17 protein-coding genes are annotated in these 19,465 nt (G+C 58.8%); 2 read left to right on the top strand and 15 right to left on the bottom strand.

Annotated features, from left to right (window positions below; translation table 11 throughout):
• Nucleotides 1–4 precede the first annotated feature (4 nt).
• The 15 genes from EXW71_RS12580 to EXW71_RS12510 all read right to left on the bottom strand — a co-directional run bounded on the left by EXW71_RS12580 (nucleotide 5) and on the right by EXW71_RS12510 (nucleotide 16,678).
• Nucleotides 5–1,036 (bottom strand): DUF5924 family protein, encoded by a 1,032-nt coding sequence (locus EXW71_RS12580; RefSeq protein ID WP_134661060.1) that lies wholly within the window; start codon nucleotides 1,034–1,036, stop codon nucleotides 5–7.
• A gap of 67 nt (nucleotides 1,037–1,103) precedes the next feature.
• Nucleotides 1,104–2,489 carry a pitrilysin family protein gene (locus EXW71_RS12575; RefSeq protein ID WP_134661059.1) on the bottom strand — a complete coding sequence of 462 codons (1,386 nt, stop codon included), beginning with the start codon at nucleotides 2,487–2,489 and terminating at the stop codon, nucleotides 1,104–1,106.
• 58 nt (nucleotides 2,490–2,547) lie between these two features.
• On the bottom strand, nucleotides 2,548–4,206 hold the full coding sequence (locus tag EXW71_RS12570) for a Na/Pi cotransporter family protein (protein ID WP_134661058.1): 1,659 nt from the start codon (nucleotides 4,204–4,206) through the stop codon (nucleotides 2,548–2,550).
• 249 nt (nucleotides 4,207–4,455) lie between these two features.
• A complete protein-coding gene (locus tag EXW71_RS12565) occupies nucleotides 4,456–5,223 on the bottom strand; it encodes a TerC family protein (protein WP_134661057.1) in 768 nt (255 codons plus the stop codon).
• A gap of 65 nt (nucleotides 5,224–5,288) precedes the next feature.
• Nucleotides 5,289–6,596 (bottom strand): CitMHS family transporter, encoded by a 1,308-nt coding sequence (locus tag EXW71_RS12560; RefSeq protein WP_060756470.1) that lies wholly within the window; start codon nucleotides 6,594–6,596, stop codon nucleotides 5,289–5,291.
• Between the two features lie 262 nt (nucleotides 6,597–6,858).
• Nucleotides 6,859–8,820: a DUF4105 domain-containing protein gene (locus EXW71_RS12555; protein WP_134661056.1), complete on the bottom strand. Its 1,962-nt coding sequence runs from the start codon at nucleotides 8,818–8,820 to the stop codon at nucleotides 6,859–6,861.
• Nucleotides 8,817–9,137 carry a DUF2388 domain-containing protein gene (locus tag EXW71_RS12550; RefSeq protein WP_060756468.1) on the bottom strand — a complete coding sequence of 107 codons (321 nt, stop codon included), beginning with the start codon at nucleotides 9,135–9,137 and terminating at the stop codon, nucleotides 8,817–8,819. Before EXW71_RS12550 ends, EXW71_RS12555 begins: the two co-directional genes overlap by 4 nt.
• 26 nt (nucleotides 9,138–9,163) lie before the next feature.
• Nucleotides 9,164–9,472: a DUF2388 domain-containing protein gene (locus tag EXW71_RS12545; protein ID WP_123716748.1), complete on the bottom strand. Its 309-nt coding sequence runs from the start codon at nucleotides 9,470–9,472 to the stop codon at nucleotides 9,164–9,166.
• 106 nt (nucleotides 9,473–9,578) lie between these two features.
• Entirely contained in the window at nucleotides 9,579–9,899 is a 321-nt protein-coding gene (locus EXW71_RS12540) for a DUF2388 domain-containing protein (RefSeq protein ID WP_123716749.1), read from the bottom strand.
• Nucleotides 9,900–10,224: 325 nt separating this feature from the next.
• Complete coding sequence (locus tag EXW71_RS12535; RefSeq protein ID WP_003187413.1) at nucleotides 10,225–10,440, bottom strand: DUF1127 domain-containing protein; 216 nt, start codon at nucleotides 10,438–10,440, stop codon at nucleotides 10,225–10,227.
• A 318-nt stretch (nucleotides 10,441–10,758) separates the two neighbouring features.
• Complete coding sequence (locus EXW71_RS12530; RefSeq protein WP_134661055.1) at nucleotides 10,759–12,252, bottom strand: acetyl-CoA hydrolase/transferase family protein; 1,494 nt, start codon at nucleotides 12,250–12,252, stop codon at nucleotides 10,759–10,761.
• A 180-nt stretch (nucleotides 12,253–12,432) separates the two neighbouring features.
• Nucleotides 12,433–13,869: an NAD(P)(+) transhydrogenase (Re/Si-specific) subunit beta gene (locus tag EXW71_RS12525; RefSeq protein WP_123716752.1), complete on the bottom strand. Its 1,437-nt coding sequence runs from the start codon at nucleotides 13,867–13,869 to the stop codon at nucleotides 12,433–12,435.
• Nucleotides 13,869–14,189, bottom strand: a complete 321-nt coding sequence (locus tag EXW71_RS12520) for an NAD(P) transhydrogenase subunit alpha (protein WP_003187417.1) — start codon at nucleotides 14,187–14,189, stop codon at nucleotides 13,869–13,871. Before EXW71_RS12520 ends, EXW71_RS12525 begins: the two co-directional genes overlap by 1 nt.
• A gap of 15 nt (nucleotides 14,190–14,204) precedes the next feature.
• Nucleotides 14,205–15,326 (bottom strand): Re/Si-specific NAD(P)(+) transhydrogenase subunit alpha, encoded by a 1,122-nt coding sequence (locus EXW71_RS12515; protein WP_123716754.1) that lies wholly within the window; start codon nucleotides 15,324–15,326, stop codon nucleotides 14,205–14,207.
• A gap of 452 nt (nucleotides 15,327–15,778) precedes the next feature.
• Nucleotides 15,779–16,678 carry a LysR family transcriptional regulator gene (locus EXW71_RS12510; protein WP_123716755.1) on the bottom strand — a complete coding sequence of 300 codons (900 nt, stop codon included), beginning with the start codon at nucleotides 16,676–16,678 and terminating at the stop codon, nucleotides 15,779–15,781.
• 155 nt (nucleotides 16,679–16,833) lie between these two features.
• On the opposite strand from EXW71_RS12510, the gene EXW71_RS12505 reads away from it, so the two are divergent.
• Both EXW71_RS12505 and EXW71_RS12500 read left to right on the top strand, forming a co-directional pair.
• Complete coding sequence (locus tag EXW71_RS12505; protein ID WP_003187423.1) at nucleotides 16,834–18,015, top strand: acyl-CoA dehydrogenase; 1,182 nt, start codon at nucleotides 16,834–16,836, stop codon at nucleotides 18,013–18,015.
• Nucleotides 18,016–18,027: 12 nt separating this feature from the next.
• Nucleotides 18,028–19,248 (top strand): CaiB/BaiF CoA-transferase family protein, encoded by a 1,221-nt coding sequence (locus tag EXW71_RS12500; RefSeq protein ID WP_134661054.1) that lies wholly within the window; start codon nucleotides 18,028–18,030, stop codon nucleotides 19,246–19,248.
• The last annotated feature ends 217 nt before the right edge of the window (nucleotides 19,249–19,465 follow it).

The raw sequence follows: 19,465 nt of genomic DNA, 5'->3' as shown, positions 1-19,465 counted from the left end.
CACCCTACTTTGGGTTGTCCGTTTGTGCGGTGTCAGTGACTTTGAAACGCAACACGCCGATGACTTGTCCGTCTTCGGTCAGCACGCGTACCTGCCAGCGGCCCACCGCATCTGCCGGGAAATTCTGCTTGTGGGTCCAGGCGCGATAGCCTTCCTTGCGCCCGCCATGGATATCCAGGGCAATGCGGTCGACCTCTTTGCCGTTGAATTTCCACACGTGGTAGATCCGCTCATCCAGCCCTCGCGGCGCGTTGATCGCGGTGTAGGCGTACAGCCCGTCGCTGCGCAGTTGGGCGGCGCTGACTTCCTTGAGGTCATCGCCCGGCGTGCGGTCTTGCAATTGGGTGCTGATCGCCACTTCAGTCATCCACAGCGTGGCCGGCGGCACCCAGGTGCGCAGGAACCAGCCGGCGCAACCAATGGCTGCCGTCACCCCCAGCAGCATCGCCCAGCCTTTGGCGCTGCGCAGCGGCAAGCTGGCGGCCAGGCTTGGGATCGACAGCAGCATGGCTACACCCAGGGCCAATTTGTAACTCTCGGCGGTGGTCAGGTGCAGGATGATCGGTAGCGCAGTGAGCAGCGCAGCGAACAGGGTCAAAGTGTGCAGCGCGAGGAACAGCGAACGCTTGGGGGCCAGCCACTTGTAGTACAGCGGGTCGGTGATTGACACCAGCGCCGCCGCGCCGAGCAAACCGGTGAAGATCAATTGGCCGCTGTTCCATGTGGTGGTGATGAAGAAAAACGGCAACACAAAAAACAGACTTTCCTGGTGGATCATCTGGGTGGCGTAACGCAGCAGGGGTTCGGGGATTTCCCGGTTGAAGACCTTGGCAAACAACTGGTTAAAGCTGTTCTCCAGCATCAGCCACAACCAGCTCACCAGCATGATCACCGCGATCCAACTGGCCATGCCCTGCTGGCGATCCACCAGGATGAAGCTGCATACGCCCGAGATAAAGCCGCCGAGTGCGATCACCCCAGGATAGCGCTTGATCAGTTCGAGAATGCGCTGGATAAGGGGTGGCAGGTTTGGCATGGGCGATTCACAGTTGAAGTAGGAAATATCCGAGACAGAATAACGTCTTAGCCATGTGTCCGGTGCTTCATTGCGCGACTCGTGTGCGATAACGCCGAAGGCCGATCAACAACATGGCAATCAGCCCGAGCACGCCGGCACCGATCCACGTCAGGGCGTCATAGCTCAATAGGGGTTTTTCGATGCGCCAGTAGCCCGGCTGGTTGAGCACTTGACGCATGGCCTGGTTGGCCTGCTCAAGGTTAACCGCCTTGATGCGTTTGACCGGGTCGCTGAAGTGGCCATCGGCGTAGTCACCCGATGCGCTCCAGTAATAGTCAGCCAATGCGCTGTTGCCTTGCACGGCCCAGGCTTGGCGCGCGATGGCGGCTTGTTGCAGGCGATTGAAGGTGGCGGGGTCGAGACCGTCCTTTAGCAATTGCGCCTTGAGGTCTTGCAGCACCTGTTCGGCTTTGCCGAGGTTGTCCCGCTCAAGGTCGGCATTCATGCTCAGAAAACCTACGCTGCCGAGCACTTCGCGCTCACTCCATGGGCCGTAGGACAAACCGTGCTTGAGGCGTAATTGGCGGTATAACGCCCAGTCGAGATAGTCCTTGAGCAGGTCGTAGGTTTCATCATGCTGATCGTCCAGCACCGGCTCCGGGAACAGCCAGTGCAACTTGGCGCCGTCACCGACCCAGCCATGGATCAAATCACGCTGGCTGGCGGCGGCATGCTGGATTTCCGGCAGTGGCCGATGCTCGCTCGGCTCCACCGGGTCAAGTTGCCCATAGGTGCGTTCCAGATAAGCCGGGAGCAACTTGTCGAGCTCGCCTACGATGATCAGAGTCATATTGTTGGGCGCGTACCAATCTTTGCGCAGTTTCTCCAGCTGATCGCGTGTCAGGTGGTTGACCTGAGCCCGCTCGGCGCACTTGAGCCCCAGTTCGACAGCCAGTTGATTGCTGGCGCTGTGGCCGAGGTCCTGGCGGTCGAGCAGGCGTTGCAGGTGCGAATAATGACCGCCGTCTTCGCGTTCCACTACCTGTTTGGCGGCATTGATGTGTGCGTCGGTCAATTGGGTGCGGGTGAGGATCGCCAGCAGCAGGTCCAGCACCTTGCGCTGGTTTTGTGCCGGAGCCTCCATAACAAAGGTGGTGTCGGCGTTGCTGGTATAGGCGTTCCACTCGCCGCCGAGGGCTTGCATACGGTCTTCGAGGTCGCCCTCGCCTGCACCGTCGATACCGCTGAAGAGCAAGTGTTCGAGCAGGTGCGGCAGCTCTTTGTCTTCACAACTGAAATCATCCAGGCCGACGCCCACCACCAGGCGGATGGCCACATGCCCGCGCTCGGTGCCCGGTTTGAGCAGCACTTGCAGGCCGTTGGGCAGGGTGTAGCCCTCGACGTGCAGGCGGTCAAAGGCAAAGGTGTATGCCGAACCCATGAGCAGGCAGGCGAATAACAGGCGACGCATAACAAGCTTCCCGGCGGGTGAGGTCCACTGTTAACTGACTTCACGGGCCATCGTACGTTCAGGGCGAATGGGTTATGTCGGCAATTTCTTCGGCGGAGAGTGCACCAGTGTCAGAGGTTTCCAACACTACATAAGCGCTGCTGCAAAACAACGAGTTGAGGCGTTTCATGTCGGCAATCAGTTCCAGGTGCAGGGAGCTGGTCTCCAGGCTTTGTACGATTTTGCGTTGCAGGCGGCTGACATGAGCGTGAGCCAAACGCCGTTCCTGGGCGCGAAAGCGGCGCTTCTCACGCAGCAACTGCCGGGCACTTTCCGGGTCGCCGCTGAGGAACACCGACAGGCCCAGGCGCAGGTTGGCGATCAACTGGCCGTGCAGGTCGGTCAATTCTTCCAGGCCCACCTCGGAGAACTGTCGGCGTTGGGAGGTTTTCTGCTGCTGGACTTTGCGCAACATGCGTTCGATCAGGTCGCCGGCCAGTTTCAAGTTGATCGACAATTCGATGATCTCGGCCCAGCGACGGCTGTCCTGTTCACTGAGGTCTTCACGGGGCATTTGGGCGAGGTACAGCTTGATCGCGCTGTAGAGCGCTTCGACGTCATCGCTGAGGCTGCGCATTTCCTGAGTGATGGCGGTCTGTTTGCCGCGCAGCACTTCTTGCATTGCGGTGAGCATGTTGTCGATCAGGTCGCCCAGGCGCAAGGTCTCTCGGGCGGCGTTGGCCAGGGCCAGGCTGGGTGTGGCGAGGGAGGCCGGGTCCAGGTGGCGCGGCTTGGCCTTGCCATTGGTCTCCGGTTGTTCCGGCAGCAACCAGGCGCAAAGACGGGCCATCGGGCCGATGCTGGGCAACAGGATCAGGCAGCGGCTGACGTTGTAGAGCAGGTGGAACGTGATGACCATGCCCTGGGCGCTGTAGTCCAAACCGTCCATCCAGCGTACGAGGGGGTCGAGTATCGGAATGATCAGCAACAGGCCGATCAGTTTGTACAGCAGGCTGCCCAGGGCCACCTGGCGCCCGGCGGCGTTCTGCATATTGGTACTGAGGAAGGCCAGCACGCCGCTGCCGATGTTGGCGCCGATCACCAGACCGATGGCCACATGCAAGCCGATCACGCCGGCACCGGCCAGGGTGGCGGTCAGCAGCACCGCGGCCAGGCTGGAGTAGGAAATCATCGCGAACAGGGCGCCGACCAAGGCATCGAGCAAGATATCGCCGGTCAGCGAGGCAAAGATGACTTTGACGCCCTGGGCATGGGTAATCGGCCCGGCGGCTTCGACGATCAATTGCAGTGCCAGAATGATCAGGCCCAGGCCGATGCCGACGCGGCCCATCTGCCCCGCCCGTGTCTGTTTGCGCGACAGGAAGAAAATCACCCCGAGAAAAATCAGCAGCGGCGAAAGCCAGGACAAATCGAAAGTCAGTACCCGCGCCATCAACGCAGTACCGACGTCGGCACCAAGCATGGTTGCCAGGGCGGGCGTCAACCCCATCAGGCCCTGGCCGACGAACGACGTCACCAGCATGGCCGTGGCGTTACTGCTCTGCACCATGGCCGTCACCAGGATACCGGCGACAAATGCCAGCCAGCGTTTGGACATGTTCTGCCCGATGACTTGGCGCAAGTTGGAACCGTAGACCCGCAAGATGCCGGTACGGACGATGTGCGTGCCCCAGATCAGCAGGGTCACGGCGGAAAGCAGATTGAGCAAGGTCAGCATGCTCGGCCCCCCGTGTGGGTGCGCCCCAACCGGGGCGAAGGAAAGTTGCCGCGTGCCGTTCTACGTCTTGTAGTTAAGCTGTAGTTGGCGAATGGGTTCTGCGCCAGCATCGCATAGCTGAAGTGAGGATTGAAACAAAACTGTCATCTCCAGGAGCGAGCTGCTCGCGAAAAATTCAAGGACACCGCGTTTATCAGATGACACGCGTTATCGTTGGCGTTCTTCGCGAGCTAGCTCATTCCTACAGATTTATTGACCCGGGATGTCCTTGCGCAGTTTCACCGGATCCTGCTGTTTCTTCTTTTTCGCGATGGCGGTGCGCATCTTGATGTTGATCGCTTCAACCGCCAGCGAGAACGCCATGGCGAAGTAGACGTAGCCTTTTGGCACGTGCACGTCGAAGGATTCGGCGATCAGCACCGTACCCACCACCAGCAGGAACGACAACGCCAGCATCTTCAGCGACGGGTGCTTGTCGATGAAGTCGCTGATGGTGCCGGCAGCCATCATCATTACCAGTACGGCCACGATGATTGCAGCAACCATGACCGGCACATGGGACACCATGCCGACAGCGGTGATCACCGAGTCCAGGGAGAACACGATGTCAATGATCGCGATCTGGATGATGGTGTAGATGAACTTGCCACCGCCGCCCTTTGGCTCGTCGTGGGCTTCGTCCTCACCTTCCAGCGCGTGGTACATCTCCTGGGAGCTTTTCCACAGCAGGAACAAACCACCGAAGAACAGGATCAGGTCGCGACCGGAAATGCCTTGACCAAACACCACGAACAGATCGGCGGTGAGTTGCATCACCCAGGTGATCGACAGCAGCAACAGGATTCGCGTGACCATGGCCAGGGCCAGGCCGAAGATTCGGGTGCGCGCCTGCATATGCTTGGGCATGCGGCTGACCAGGATCGAAATCATGATGATGTTATCGATGCCCAGGACGATCTCGAGGGCCGTCAGGGTGAAGAAGGCAATCCAGATCTCCGGATTGGTCAGCCATTCCATGTGTATTCCTTTGAGCGAGTGTTAAACCGCGCCAGCTGCAGCGCCGCGCGGCGGGGGTGTCACGGTTATAGAGTGCTGAACAGCGGGAAAATCCCCATCAGTAAAGCGGCGAACATTATGCACAGGCATACCAGCACTGCCCACTTGAGGGTGAAGCGCTGGTGATCGCCAAACTCGATGCCGGCCAGGGCCACCAGCAGATAGGTCGAGGGTACCAGCGGGCTCAGCAAATGTACGGGTTGGCCGACAATGGAGGCCCGGGCCATTTCCACGGCGGTGATGCCGTAGTGGCTGGCGGCTTCGGCGAGTACCGGCAGTACGCCGTAGTAGAACGCATCGTTGGACATGAAGAAGGTAAACGGCATGCTCACCAATGCGGTGATCACGGCCAGGTACGGACCCAGTGCATCCGGGATGACTGCCAGCAGGCTCTTGGACATGGCGTCGACCATGCCTGTGCCCGACAGGATGCCGGTGAAGATGCCGGCGGCGAAGATCAGTCCGACAACTGCCAGCACACTTCCTGCGTGGGCCGCGACGCGGTCCTTTTGCTGTTGCAGGCACGGGTAGTTGACGATCATGGCGATACTGAACGCCACCATGAACAGCACCGGAAGCGGCAACAGGCCGGCGATCAGGGTGCACATCAGGGCGAAGGTCAGCGCGCCGTTGAACCAGATCAGCTTTGGACGACGAGCGTCCGGGTATTGCGAGACGCTGATCTCGCTGTGGTCGATCTCGTCGCCCTGCAGGTGCAGTTCACCCAGGCGGGCACGCTCACGCTTGCCGTACAGGTAGGCAATCACCAGGATCGCTACCACACCGGCGGCCATGGCCGGGATCATCGGTACAAATATGTCCGATGGGTCCACATGCAGCGCACTGGCGGCGCGCGCAGTCGGGCCACCCCAAGGGGTCATGTTCATCACGCCACCCGCGAGGATGATCAGGCCGGCCATGATTCGCGGGCTCATGCCAATGCGCTGGTACAGCGGCAGCATGGCGGCCACGCAGATCATGTAAGTGGTGGCGCCGTCACCGTCCAGGGACACCACCAGGGCCAGTACGGCGGTGCCGACCGAGACTTTCAGTGGGTCGCCCTTGACCATCTTGAGGATCTTGCGCACGGCCGGGTCGAACAGGCCGGAGTCGATCATCAGGGCAAAGTAGAGAATGGCGAACATCAGCATCACGCCGGTCGGCGCGAGCTTGGTGATGCCCGCGAGCATCATTGGGCCTATCTCCGGTGCGAAGCCCCCAAACAGGGCGAACAGGATCGGCACGATGATCAAGGCGATCAGCGCGGACAGGCGCTTGGTCATGATCAGGAACATGAACGTGATGACCATGGCAAAGCCAAGGAAAGTCAGCATAGGGAAAACTCCAGGCGTAGCGCGGCTAGGGAATGGCGAACCGGGTGGGGTCAGCGCAGAACGAAAAGCACGAGGCGTACGGGGGAGTCGGGCTGAACAGGCGGGTACGGACGGACATCGGGAATCACCATTGTTGTTGTTAACAGTCGGTCTGTTGCCGACAGTGGGGCGATCCTAGACGCGTAAGCTTTCAGCCAGCTTTCGTTGGGTAGGGGAATGACACACGGTCTTGAAGTTTATGCAGATCAGAATGTAAGAGGTTTCAGGGAAGTTCGAGGCCACCGGCGGCCTTGTGCAGCTTGCGCAGATGTTCGCCCATCTGCTTGAGGTTGGCTTCGCAGGCGGCAATCTCGTTGGCGCGGGAAGGATCCAGCAGCGCCCTCACCTCTTTATCCAGATCGCCGGTCAACGATTGCAGTTGCTTCTGGCGCTCGGCGCTTTCCGATTCCAGGCGTTTGGCTTCCGACGGTTGCGGCAGGCCGTAGCCACCGCTGTCCAGCAGTTCAGCCGGGCGGCTGAGGAAGCCACTGTTGGCGAGGATTTGCTGCAGGGTGTTGTTGGCTTTTTCCATACCGCCATTTTTCAGCTCGCGGGCGTTGAGATAGCGTTGCTTGACCTCGTCCTGGGCCAGCATCAGTTGTCTGCGATAGCTGGCTTGTTCCAGCAATAGCAGCGCGGCGCTGGTGCGCAAGTCGGCCTGGCTGAACCACTGGCGTCGTTCGGCCGCATCGAGGGACAGCCAGTCTTCGACTTGGGTCTGCTTGATCGGCAGACGCTTGCGCAACACATCGAACATGGCCTGGTAGCGCTCGCGGAACGAGTCGAAGTGATAACCCAGGCGCAGCGCCTCGCGCTTGTCGTTGAGTACGCTGGTATCGGCCAGGCCGCGGGCGCTGAGCACTTCCAGCAAGCCGTTGGGGGTGATGTTGTCCAGGCCGGTCAACTGCGGATTGGCGCTGCCGCTGCGCAACAGCTTCAGGCTTTCCACTGCGCAATTGTTGGAAATGAAGAAATAGTTGCCATCGTAGCTCCAGTGCATTTCGGCAGCGTGCTCGACGGTGTCGTTGATTTCCTGGCGGTTGAGCTTCAGTGGCACCGAGGCAAGACCGCGCAGCTCGGTTTTGGTGTATTCATCGATCACTTGGGCCAGGGGCAGTACGAACAAGCGCGACGGGTATTTGCCGATCAGGCCGTCCCAGCTCGACAGTTGCACGTCACCGACGAAGGCGCGATAGGACAGTACCAAGTGCTGGTCCAGGTCCAGGCGGCAGTCCGGGCCGCGCGGGCGACCGGGAGCGCAGATCACCAGGCGCAACATGCTGTGGCCCCAGCGGCTCACCAGGTTCTGGTTGGCTTCGGCCAGCAGGTAGTCGATTTCGTAGACGCGCTCGGGGTCGATCTGGCCCAGCGGCGTCTTGGCGAAGTCGTTGCCGGCGTTCAGGAACGCGTAGGTCTTGGCGCAGGTGTCCTGCGCAGGTGGCGCCCAGCCGAAGTGTTCCTTGTAGTAGCGGAACAGCGCGGGTCGGCGGCAGGCGTAGCTGGGGTCGAGGAGAAAATACTCCATGTTGACCGCCACGAACTCCAGCGGGCTGGTGGTTTCGTAGATATCCGGGCTGCGGGCAACTTGATGGTTGTGCTGTTCTCGCTCGCCACGGCGGCCGACGTATTGCGGCCAGCCGGCAAGGTCCAGCAGGCGTGGGTCGTCGCTGAGTGTAAAGCGGCGGTCATGCTGGCCACGGCACTGGTCGGGCAGGCCGATCAGGCCGGTGATGCTGTTTTGGCGACTGCACCTATTGATCAGTGCACGGTCATCTTTGGACCAGAGACGTGCGCGGTCATAGATGTGGGTCAGTTCATGCAGCACGGTGGCGAGCATTTCGCGACGCACGGTGCCGTGGGGGCGATTGGTTTTCTGGGTGGCGGCGCTGCCATCGGTCAGGCTGGCGAGCAGGTTCCGGTTAAGGTCCAGTTCGGACACCAGAGAAGCTTGGCCGTAGGCGTTTTCAGGCATTTTGTCGGTCCAGCCGACATCGATGCGCCGGTCCAACTGCTCGATAAAGCGCGGCGGCAAGGAGCGCATCGCTTCATCGAGCAACGCCTGGCTGGCCTGCTGTTCGGCCGGGCTCAAACCATCGGTTATGAGCCGCAGTTGCAGGCTGGCCTGGGCGGCGCCTGCACAGAACAGTACAGCCCCGGCCAATAGCCAGGCGGCGACGCGCCTCACAGTGCGAGGATGGCTTCGGCGAGAGTCTGGTCACTGGCATCGCGGGCTTCCGGCACGCGGGTTCGCAGGGTATCGAACGCGGCTTCCAGCTGTGCACCGCGGATTTCGCCATTGGAGGCGACGAAGCTGGCGGCGTCATCGTGAGCTTCACGCACGATCTTGGAGTCGCGGATGGAGGTGGTGGTGTCCGAGGTGAAATCAATGGTGCGGGCCGACGCACGTACGATGATGTTGCTGGTGGCCTTCAGGGTTTGTGCGTGGGCAACATCGGCCAACAACAGCAGGCCGAGAGCGGCGGCGATCAGCGGGCTACGCATGAAATAACTCCAGAATACAAAGATGATTATTGGACGAGAATTGCTTGCGCCAGTTCAAGGTCGCTGGCGTTAAGTTTTGGCCGGGTGCGGCGCAGGTAATCCAGTGCGGATTCCAGTCGTGCGCCCCGCCATTGGCCGTCTGTGGCTATAAATACGGCAGCGTCGTCCTGGGCGGCCAGTAACCTTTTTCTGTCAAAGGGCGCTGATGTCACCTTGCTGGTGGCATAGGCACTTATGACGGTGCTCTGGGTGGACACATCAAAGGCTGAAGCCAGTGGTGGCCAGCAAGCGCAGATCAAAACAGGAACAAACAACAGGCGGTATGAAAAAGCCATGGGTCTCGACAACTGAAAGCGAGCGCCAAGGCTAGCGCAATGCCCGGGCGAGAGCCAGCGCCGAGGTGCCCGGCAGCGGCTCGCGCTGCCGGGATTTCATCTGTTATCAGATCGCCAGGATCGCCTGGGCCAACTGAGCATCAGTCGCCGCATTCAACTGTGGCGCTTGTTGGCGGATATGGGCCAGAGCGCTCTCCAGTTTCACGCCACGGATGGCGCCTTCACTGGCGACGAAGCTGGCAGCATCGTCACGGGCGGCTTGTACCACCTTGTGGTCACGCAGGGAGGAGGTCGCATCGGAGCTGGCGTCGGAAGTGGCTTTGAGCGCGCCGACGATCGAGTCGGTGGTCACGATGAGGCTGCTTGCATTGGCGTTGGCAGCGAGGGCCAACAAGGCAGCAGCACTCAGCAGGCGTAGACGGGACATGGGATAACTCCTGTAGATAAACAAATAAGGCGGCGCAGAGCGGCCACTGTGAAACGGACATGGGTGCTATTGGGCATCAGACGCCTGTTCTACAAAGTTCGCCACGTGGTGGGTGGATATTAAGCCGTCGTCTGTCCGTTCGGAAGTGTGCGATTTAACTGTACTGGTCAATTTTTATTTTAGTGAAACTGTACCAATCCGCCTCAGACCGGCCAGCAAAGGCCCGGAAATAACAAAGCCCGCCTCCGGTTTCCCGGGGCGGGCTTTGCTTTACAAATCAGGGTGCTGGCGGTGGACCCGGCGGGTCAGGGCCAGCGGGCGCCAATTAGCGCCAGAACGGCTTGCTCAGCTCTTCGTAGCGTTGAGCTTCGCTGATACCGGCGTCAGCCAGCAGACGCGAATCCAGACGAGCCAGTTGATGGCGGCTGGAGATGCGGCGCTGCCACAACATCAGGTTGGCAAGAACGCGCAGAGGCAGGGAAGCCTGGGTGTTTACAGCTTTTTCTTCGAAGAACAGTTCGGAACTGAGTGTACGTTCCATGATGACATCCTTCCGCTTGTGGCGGGATTAGGTAGTGGTTTAACTGATGCCAATGATCCTCCTCCTGCGCAAGACTCTGTAGATACAGTTCACCTGTATTGTGAGAGGCCAGTTAACTGTTTATAGGTGCTGTACTGTACGGAAATGGGGCAACTGTACCTGTCTGCCCTGAAATAGTGCGAAATAGGCATTTTCGGTAGAGGAGGTAGGATAATTCGGTAGGAAAAGAACGGTACAGTAGTACAGTTTATTAAAGATGTGCTTGTGGACATGCCGGGCTGATGAAACTGTGTTTGCATCAGCCCAGGTCTGTATCGATCAAGCCTTGAGCATATGCCCGGTTTCCTCCAGGTTGATGTGCCAACTCAGTGCTTCGCGCAGGATGTGCGGAGTATGCCCGCCGACGGCGCAGGCCACGTCGAAGTAACTGTTCAGCGCATCGCGGTAGGCTGGATGCACACAGTTGTCGATGATGACGCGGGCCCGCTCCCGCGGCGCCAGGCCACGCAGGTCGGCCAGGCCGACTTCCGTCACCAGGATGTCGACATCATGTTCGGTATGGTCCACATGGCTGACCATCGGTACCACGCTGGAAATCGCGCCGCCCTTGGCGATCGACTTGGTTACGAAGATCGCCAGGTGTGCGTTGCGTGCGAAATCCCCGGAACCGCCGATACCGTTCATCATCCGCGTGCCGCAGACGTGGGTGGAGTTGACGTTGCCGTAAATGTCGAATTCCAGCGCGGTATTGATACCGATAATGCCCAGGCGGCGCACCACTTCGGGGTGGTTGGAGATCTCTTGCGGGCGTAATACCAGCTTGTCTTTATAGTGTTCCAGGTTGCCGAACACATCGGCGTTGCGTCGTTCCGACAGTGTGATCGAACTGCCGGATGCAAAACTCAGCTTGCCGGCGTCGATCAGGTCGAAGGTCGAATCCTGCAACACTTCCGAGTACATGGTCAGTTCTTCGAACGGTGACTCGATCAGGCCGCACATCACGGCGTTGGCAATATTGCCGATGCCGGCCTGCAGAGGGCCGAGTTTGTTGGTCATGCGCCCAGCGTCCACTTCCTGCTTGAGGAAGTTGATCAGGTGATTGGCGATGCCTTGAGTGTCGCTGTCGGGCGGAGTCACGGTTGAGGCGGAGTCTGCCTGGTTGGTGATCACGATGGCGACGATTTTCTCCGGTGGGATCGGAATCGCAGTGCTGCCGATGCGGTCGTCGACTTTGACCAGCGGGATCGGCGTGCGCGTCGGCCGGTAGGTCGGGATATAGATGTCGTGCAGCCCTTCCAGGTTCGGGTTGTGCGCCAGGTTGATCTCGACGATGACCTGCTTGGCGAAAATTGCAAAGCTGGCCGAGTTACCCACGGACGTGGTGGGTACGATATGTCCTTGTTCGGTGATCGCAACGGCTTCGATCACGGCGATGTCCGGCAACTTGAGCTGGTTGTTGCGCAGTTGCTCGACAGTTTCCGACAAATGTTGGTCGATAAACATGACTTCGCCTGCGTTGATCGCGCGGCGCAGGGTGCTGTCGACCTGGAATGGCATGCGGCGGGACAGCACGCCGGCTTCGGTCAATTGTTTGTCGAGGTCGTTGCCCAGGCTGGCGCCGGTCATCAGGGTGATTTTCAGTGGCGAGGTCTTGGCGCGTTCCGCCAGGGCATGGGGTACGGCCTTGGCTTCACCGGCACGGGTGAAGCCGCTCATGCCGACGGTCATGCCGTCTTCGATCAGTGCGGCGGCATCTGCCGGGCTCATGACCTTATTCAACAGCGAAGGCAAGCGGATACGATCACGGTACATGAATGGTTATCTCAGGCTACGGAAGCAAGGTGCGCAGTTTAGTGATTTCGAAAAAATTCGGCCCGCTACCATGGTCGAATGCCGGGCGGCGATTTAGAGCCTTTGGTCGGGTTTCATCACACCAATAAAAAACCCCAGCCTACCGGAGGCCGGGGTTTTGGGTATTGCGCTGGCGCAGTGTTATTCGACGGCCTTGACCATATCTTCGATGACCTTCTTGGCGTCGCCGAAGACCATCATGGTCTTATCCAGGTAGAACAACTCGTTATCCAGGCCGGCATAACCGCTGGCCATCGAACGTTTGTTGACGATGATCGTCTTGGCCTTGAACGCTTCGAGGATCGGCATGCCGGCAATCGGCGAGTTCGGATCGTTCTTGGCGGCCGGGTTGACCACATCGTTGGCACCCAACACCAACACCACATCGGCCTGGCCGAATTCGGAGTTGATGTCTTCCATCTCGAACACCTGGTCGTAAGGCACTTCAGCTTCGGCGAGCAGCACGTTCATGTGCCCTGGCATCCGACCGGCCACGGGGTGGATCGCGTACTTCACGGTTACGCCATGGTGGGTCAGCTTCTCGGTCAGTTCCTTGAGCGCGTGTTGTGCCCGAGCCACCGCCAGGCCGTAGCCCGGAACGATGATCACGGTGTCGGCGTTGGTCAGCAGGAACGTCGCGTCGTCGGCCGAGCCGGACTTCACTGGGCGCGCTTCCTTGGAACCAGTCGCCGCCGCTGCGTCCGAAGTATTGCCGAAACCGCCCAGCAGTACATTAAAGAAGGAGCGGTTCATCGCTTTGCACATGATGTACGACAGGATCGCACCGCTGGAGCCCACCAGGGAGCCGGCGATGATAAGCATCGAGTTGTTCAGGGAAAAGCCGATACCCGCCGCCGCCCAGCCTGAGTAGCTGTTGAGCATCGACACGACCACCGGCATATCCGCGCCGCCAATCGGGATGATGATCAGCACGCCGAGCACGAACGCCAGGGCCAGCATCAGCGCGAACGCTGTGAGGTTGCCCGTGAACATGAATGCCAGGCCCAGACCCAGCGTCGCGAGGCCTAGTACTAGGTTGAGCTTGTGCTGGCCACCGAACTGTACGGGTGCGCCCTGGAACAGGCGGAACTTGTACTTGCCCGACAGTTTGCCGAACGCGATCACCGAGCCAGAGAAGGTAATCGCACCGATGGCTGCACCGAGGAACAGCTCCAGGCGATTGCCGGCAGGGATCGAGTCGCCCAGATGTTTGACGATACCCAGGGATTGCGGCTCGACCACGGCGGCAATGGCGATGAACACCGCAGCCAGACCGATCATGCTGTGCATGAAGGCGACCAGCTCCGGCATCTTGGTCATTTCAACGCGTTTGGCCATGATCGACCCGGCGGTGCCACCAATCAGCAAGCCAACAATCACGTAGCCAATACCCGCAGTGGCCAGCTCAGCGCCAAGCTTATAGATGAGGCCCACAGTGGTCAGCACTGCCAGTGCCATGCCAAGCATGCCGAACAGGTTGCCGCGTCGCGAGGTGGTTGGGTGCGACAGGCCCTTGAGAGCCTGGATGAAGCAGATCGACGCGATCAAGTAGAGCGTCGTGACGAGATTCATGCTCATTACTTAGGCGCCTCTTCTTTTACTTTCGGGGCTTTCTTCTTGAACATCTCAAGCATCCTGCGGGTCACCAGAAATCCACCGAACACGTTGACTGCTGCGAGCGCCACGGCCAGGGTTCCCATGGTCTTGCCCAAGGGCGTGACGGTGAGTGCCGCGGCCAGCATGGCGCCAACAATCACAATGGCAGAGATCGCGTTGGTCACCGCCATCAGTGGCGTGTGCAGCGCGGGGGTTACGTTCCAGACCACGTGATAACCGACATAAATCGCCAGCACAAAGATGATCAGGTTGTAGATACCGGGGGAGATAAGCTCTTCCATCGTCTGAATCCCTGCTTAGGCGTTTTTGCGGATGACTTGGCCGTCGCGGCACATAAGGCACGCGGCGACGATGTCGTCTTCGAGGTTGATTTCAAACTGTCCTTCCTTGGTGAAGACCAGCTTCAGGAAGTCCAGCAGGTTGCGCGCATACAAAGCGGAAGCGTCGGCGGAGACGGCGCCGGCGAGGTTGGTTGGGCCGCAAATAATCACGCCGTTCTCTACCACCACCTGGTCGGCGACGGTCAGCGGGCAGTTGCCACCCTGGGCTGCGGCGAGGTCGATGACCACCGAGCCGGGTTTCATTTGTGCAACGGTTTCGGCGCTCAGCAGAGTGGGGGCTTTACGGCCCGGAATCAAAGCGGTGGTGATGACGATGTCGGCCTGTTTGGCGCGTTCATGCACAGCCAGAGCCTGTCGTTGCATCCAACTGCTCGGCATCGGACGCGCATAGCCGCCTACACCGACGGCGCATTCGCGCTCTTCATCGGTTTCGTACGGCACGTCGACGAACTTGGCGCCGAGGGATTCGATCTGTTCTTTCACGGCCGGGCGCACGTCGGACGCTTCGATCACCGCACCCAGACGTTTCGCCGTCGCGATAGCCTGTAGGCCGGCAACGCCAGCACCCAGTATCAGCACGCGGGCAGCCTTCACGGTACCTGCGGCGGTCATCAGCATGGGCATGAAGCGCGGGTAGTGATGAGCGGCGAGCAACACGGCTTTATAGCCGGCAATGTTGGCCTGGGAGGACAACACATCCAGGCTCTGAGCCCGGGAAGTACGCGGAGCAGCCTCGAGTGCAAATGCGGTAATGCCGCGTTCGGCCAGCTTGGCGATGGTTTCGTTGCTGAACGGATTGAGCATGCCCACCAACACGGTGCCGCTTTTGATCAGCGCCAGTTCGCTGTCGCTGGGGGCAACCACCTTGAGAATCAGTTCGGCACCAAACGCATCGTTGGCGCTGCCAATGGTTGCACCTGCCGTTTCATAGGCACTGTCGACGATGCTGGCTTTGACGCCTGCTCCGCTTTGTACAGTGACCTTATGGCCCTGGCCGATCAGCTTCTTGATGGTTTCCGGGGTGGCAGCCACCCGCGTTTCACCGGTCTGGGTTTCGAGAGGAACACCAATGTGCACGTCAAATCTCCTGCATGATCTTTTTGCTTTTGATCTTTTTGTAAAAAGGCCAGTGCGCCGTGAGTGGTGCATCTGGGGCGGCCGATCAGCACGATCCCGCTGAAATGACAGCGGGGCGCGGCATTTTGCAGGCGAACTTTACGGCCTTCAAGGGATTATGACGGGTGACGAAAAATTAACTACAAGTCACCCTGTGACTGATTGTCGCAATGCCATGAAATAACCTCTTTAAATACAGGTGTTTATAGGCCTTCAGGGATTTATAGAGTCATTTTGCATCGTTGCTGTGAATGGTCGCGTATTGGCCGGTAATAGTCGCTGTAAGCCATGTGGATTATGACTTTGAAGCCTATTTTTGATTAATCGGTACAGTCTGCTTGAATGCGACATATACGTATATCTGTAGTTATTTTTAATATTTGACTACAAGGTCAGTAATTTCTCTATGGCCCTTAGTTACAGGGGCTGTAGCGGTTTGATTGATCGATTAACCAGTCCCTGAATGCGTGAAGTGATGCAGATTCGACTTTTCTCTCAGGAATCATCAGGTAGTAGGCCTTCGAGCTGCTCAGTGCTTCCGGGCTGGCAATCACCAGTTGGCTCTCGTCCAGCTCGCGCTGGATGAGGAAAGGCGGAATCAGAGCGATACCCATGTCATGCATGGCTGCCTGGGACAACATCGAGAATAGCTCGTAACGCGGGCCCGTCATGTCGCGAGGTATATTCAGGTGCTGAGCGTTAAACCATTGGCGCCAGGCGTAGGGTCGAGTGGTTTGCTGCAGCAGCGGCAGTTCTGCGATCTCCTGAGGGCTGAAGTGATCACGGGAGCCCAGTAAGCGCGGGCTGCACACGGGAACCGGGTTTTCTCCCATCAGTCGATGGGATTCGGTGCCTGACCAATCGGCATCGCCAAAGTAAATCGCGGCGTCGAACTCGGTATCAGCAAACAGGAAGGGACGCGTGCGGTTGGTAAGGTTGACCGTGACCTCCGGGTGCTGGCGTTGAAAGTCTTTGAGCCGGGGGATCAGCCATTGGGTGCCGAAAGTGGGGACCACGGCCAATTCGATGACGTTGGCGCCCTGCTGCCCCATGACAGACAAGGTGTCGCGCTCCACGGCATCCAATTGCATCGCGACGCGACGGCTATAGGACAGCCCCGCTTCCGTCAGTTTTACCCCTCGCCGAGAGCGCCGAAACAGCTCGACACTTAAAAACTCTTCAAGGCTTGCGATCTGGCGACAGATGGCGCCCTGGGTGATGGAAAGCTCATGCGCTGCCTTGGTAAAGCTCTCGTGGCGGGCCGCAGCTTCAAAACTGACGAGGGCAGTGGTGCTGGGAATTTTTCTGCGCATGTACGTTGTACTCACTTCTTAAACGCGTGGGCGACGTTTTTGGTCATTTCGAAGTGAGAAATTAGCACAACCCTATGCGGAAACCTCGTTTGCCCTCTGCGCCTGCCCGGCCTAGGCTCCATCCACGACTTCTGATTTTCCACGAGGACTCATTCATGGCTGGCAAGGCAAGCTTCAACTGGATCGATCCACTGCTGTTGGATCAACAGCTCACTGAAGAAGAGCGCATGGTGCGTGACAGCGCTGAGCAATTTGCTCAGGACAAGCTGGCGCCGCGTGTGCTCGAAGCTTTCCGTCATGAAAAAACCGACCCTGCGATCTTCCGCGAGATGGGAGAGACAGGTCTGCTGGGCGCGATGATCCCTGAGCAGTACGGTGGCAGTGGCTTGAACTACGTCAGCTATGGGTTGATTGCGCGTGAAGTGGAACGTGTCGACTCCGGCTATCGCTCGATGATGAGTGTGCAGTCGTCACTCGTCATGGTGCCGATTAACGAATTTGGTACCGAAGCGCAGAAGCAGAAATATCTGCCGAAATTAGCCTCTGGTGAATGGATTGGCTGTTTTGGTCTGACCGAGCCCAATCATGGGTCTGACCCGGGTGCGATGATCACCCGTGCGCGCAAGGTGGATGGCGGCTACAGCCTGACGGGCGCCAAAATGTGGATCACCAATAGCCCCATTGCCGATGTTTTTGTGGTGTGGGGCAAGGACGATGCCGGTGATATCCGTGGTTTTGTCCTGGAGAAAGGCTGGAAAGGTCTGAGCGCTCCGGCGATTCACGGCAAGGTTGGGTTGCGTGCGTCCATCACTGGCGAAATCGTCATGGACAACGTGTTTGTGCCGGAAGAGAACATCTTCCCGGATGTGCGAGGTTTGAAAGGGCCTTTCACCTGTCTTAACTCTGCACGCTACGGTATTTCCTGGGGGGCGTTGGGGGCGGCTGAATTCTGCTGGCATACCGCGCGTCAATACACCCTCGATCGTCAGCAGTTCGGCCGCCCATTGGCGGCAACTCAGCTGATCCAGAAGAAGCTCGCCGATATGCAAACCGAGATCACGCTCGCCCTGCAAGGCTGCCTGCGTCTGGGGCGTATGAAGGATGAAGGTACGGCGGCGGTCGAGATCACTTCGATCATGAAGCGCAACTCATGTGGCAAGTCCCTGGACATTGCGCGTATGGCGCGAGACATGCTGGGTGGCAACGGTATCTCCGATGAGTTCGGGGTGGCGCGCCACTTGGTCAACCTGGAGGTGGTGAATACCTATGAAGGTACTCATGACGTACATGCCTTGATCCTGGGGCGTGCGCAGACGGGTCTTCAGGCCTTTTATTAATAGGAGCACGGCATGGGCGCGCTTTCGCATCTGCGGGTGCTGGACTTATCGCGAGTACTGGCGGGGCCTTGGTCCGGGCAGATTCTTGCGGACCTTGGGGCAGAAGTGATCAAGGTCGAGCGGCCAGGTGTTGGTGATGATACGCGTGCGTGGGGGCCTCCTTTCCTTAAGGATGCTGACGGCGAGAACACCAGTGAGGCGGCGTATTATCTGTCGGCGAATCGTAACAAGGAGTCGGTGACCATCGACTTCACGCGGCCGGAGGGGCAAAAGCTGGTGCGCGACCTGGCGGCCAAGTCCGACATCCTGATCGAGAATTTCAAAGTGGGCGGGCTGGCAGCGTATGGGCTGGATTATGAGTCTCTCAAGGAGATCAATCCGGAACTGATCTATTGCTCGATAACAGGCTTTGGTCAGACGGGGCCTTATGCGACGCGGCCAGGCTACGACTTCATGATTCAGGGGTTGGGCGGGCTTATGAGCCTGACCGGTCGGCCTGAGGGTGATGAGGGAGCCGGGCCGGTGAAGGTTGGCGTGGCGTTGACTGACATCCTGACCGGGCTTTACTCAACGGTAGCGATCCTGGCTGCGCTGGCTCATCGGGACCATGACGGTGGCGGGCAGCATATCGACATGGCGCTGCTGGATGTACAGGTGGCATGTCTGGCTAACCAGGCCATGAATTACCTGGCGACCGGAGTGTCACCAAAGCGTCTTGGTAATGCGCACCCAAACATCGTGCCTTATCAGGATTTCCCCACGGCTGATGGCGACTTTATCCTGACCGTGGGTAACGACGGCCAGTTTCGTAAATTCGCTGAAGTGGCTGGCCAGCTGTGGTGGGCTGATGATCCGCGCTTTGCAAGTAATAAGGCGCGAGTGGCTAACCGTGCCGAGCTGATTCCGTTGATTCGTCAGGCTACGGTCTTCAAGACGACCGCTGAGTGGGTGTCACGGCTGGAGCAAGTGGGCGTGCCGTGTGGGCCGATCAATGATTTGGCACAGGTGTTCGCCGATGCTCAGGTCAAGGCGCGTGGATTGGCGATCACGCTACCTCATGGTTTGGCGGGGACTGTGCCTCAGGTTGCCAGCCCGATCCGGTTGTCCAAGACTCCAGTGGAGTACCGGAGTGCGCCTCCTTTATTGGGGGAGCATACCTTCAAGGTGTTGCAAGACGTTCTGGGATTGATGCCGGCTAGTGTCGCGGCTTTAAGGGAAGCGGGGGTTATCTGAACCATCCTCTCTATATAGAGGGAGATTGGAGTCAGTGCGCTTGGTGTTTTTTGGCCAGTCTCAAGAGTTTGATAGGAAAGAGAAATTAAGTGTTGACGGCGAATTATATCTGTCTATAATTCGCCCCACTTCCGGCGCAGTCGAAACTGAAAACTCCTTGCTAAACAAGAGGTTACGCAGAATCAGGCAGCGAAAGGCTTCAGTTCATCGAAGCCCC

Source organism: Pseudomonas sp. BCA17, from assembly GCF_004519405.1.
GTDB lineage: Bacteria > Pseudomonadota > Gammaproteobacteria > Pseudomonadales > Pseudomonadaceae > Aquipseudomonas.
This window is presented reverse-complemented; position numbering and strand designations above follow the sequence as displayed.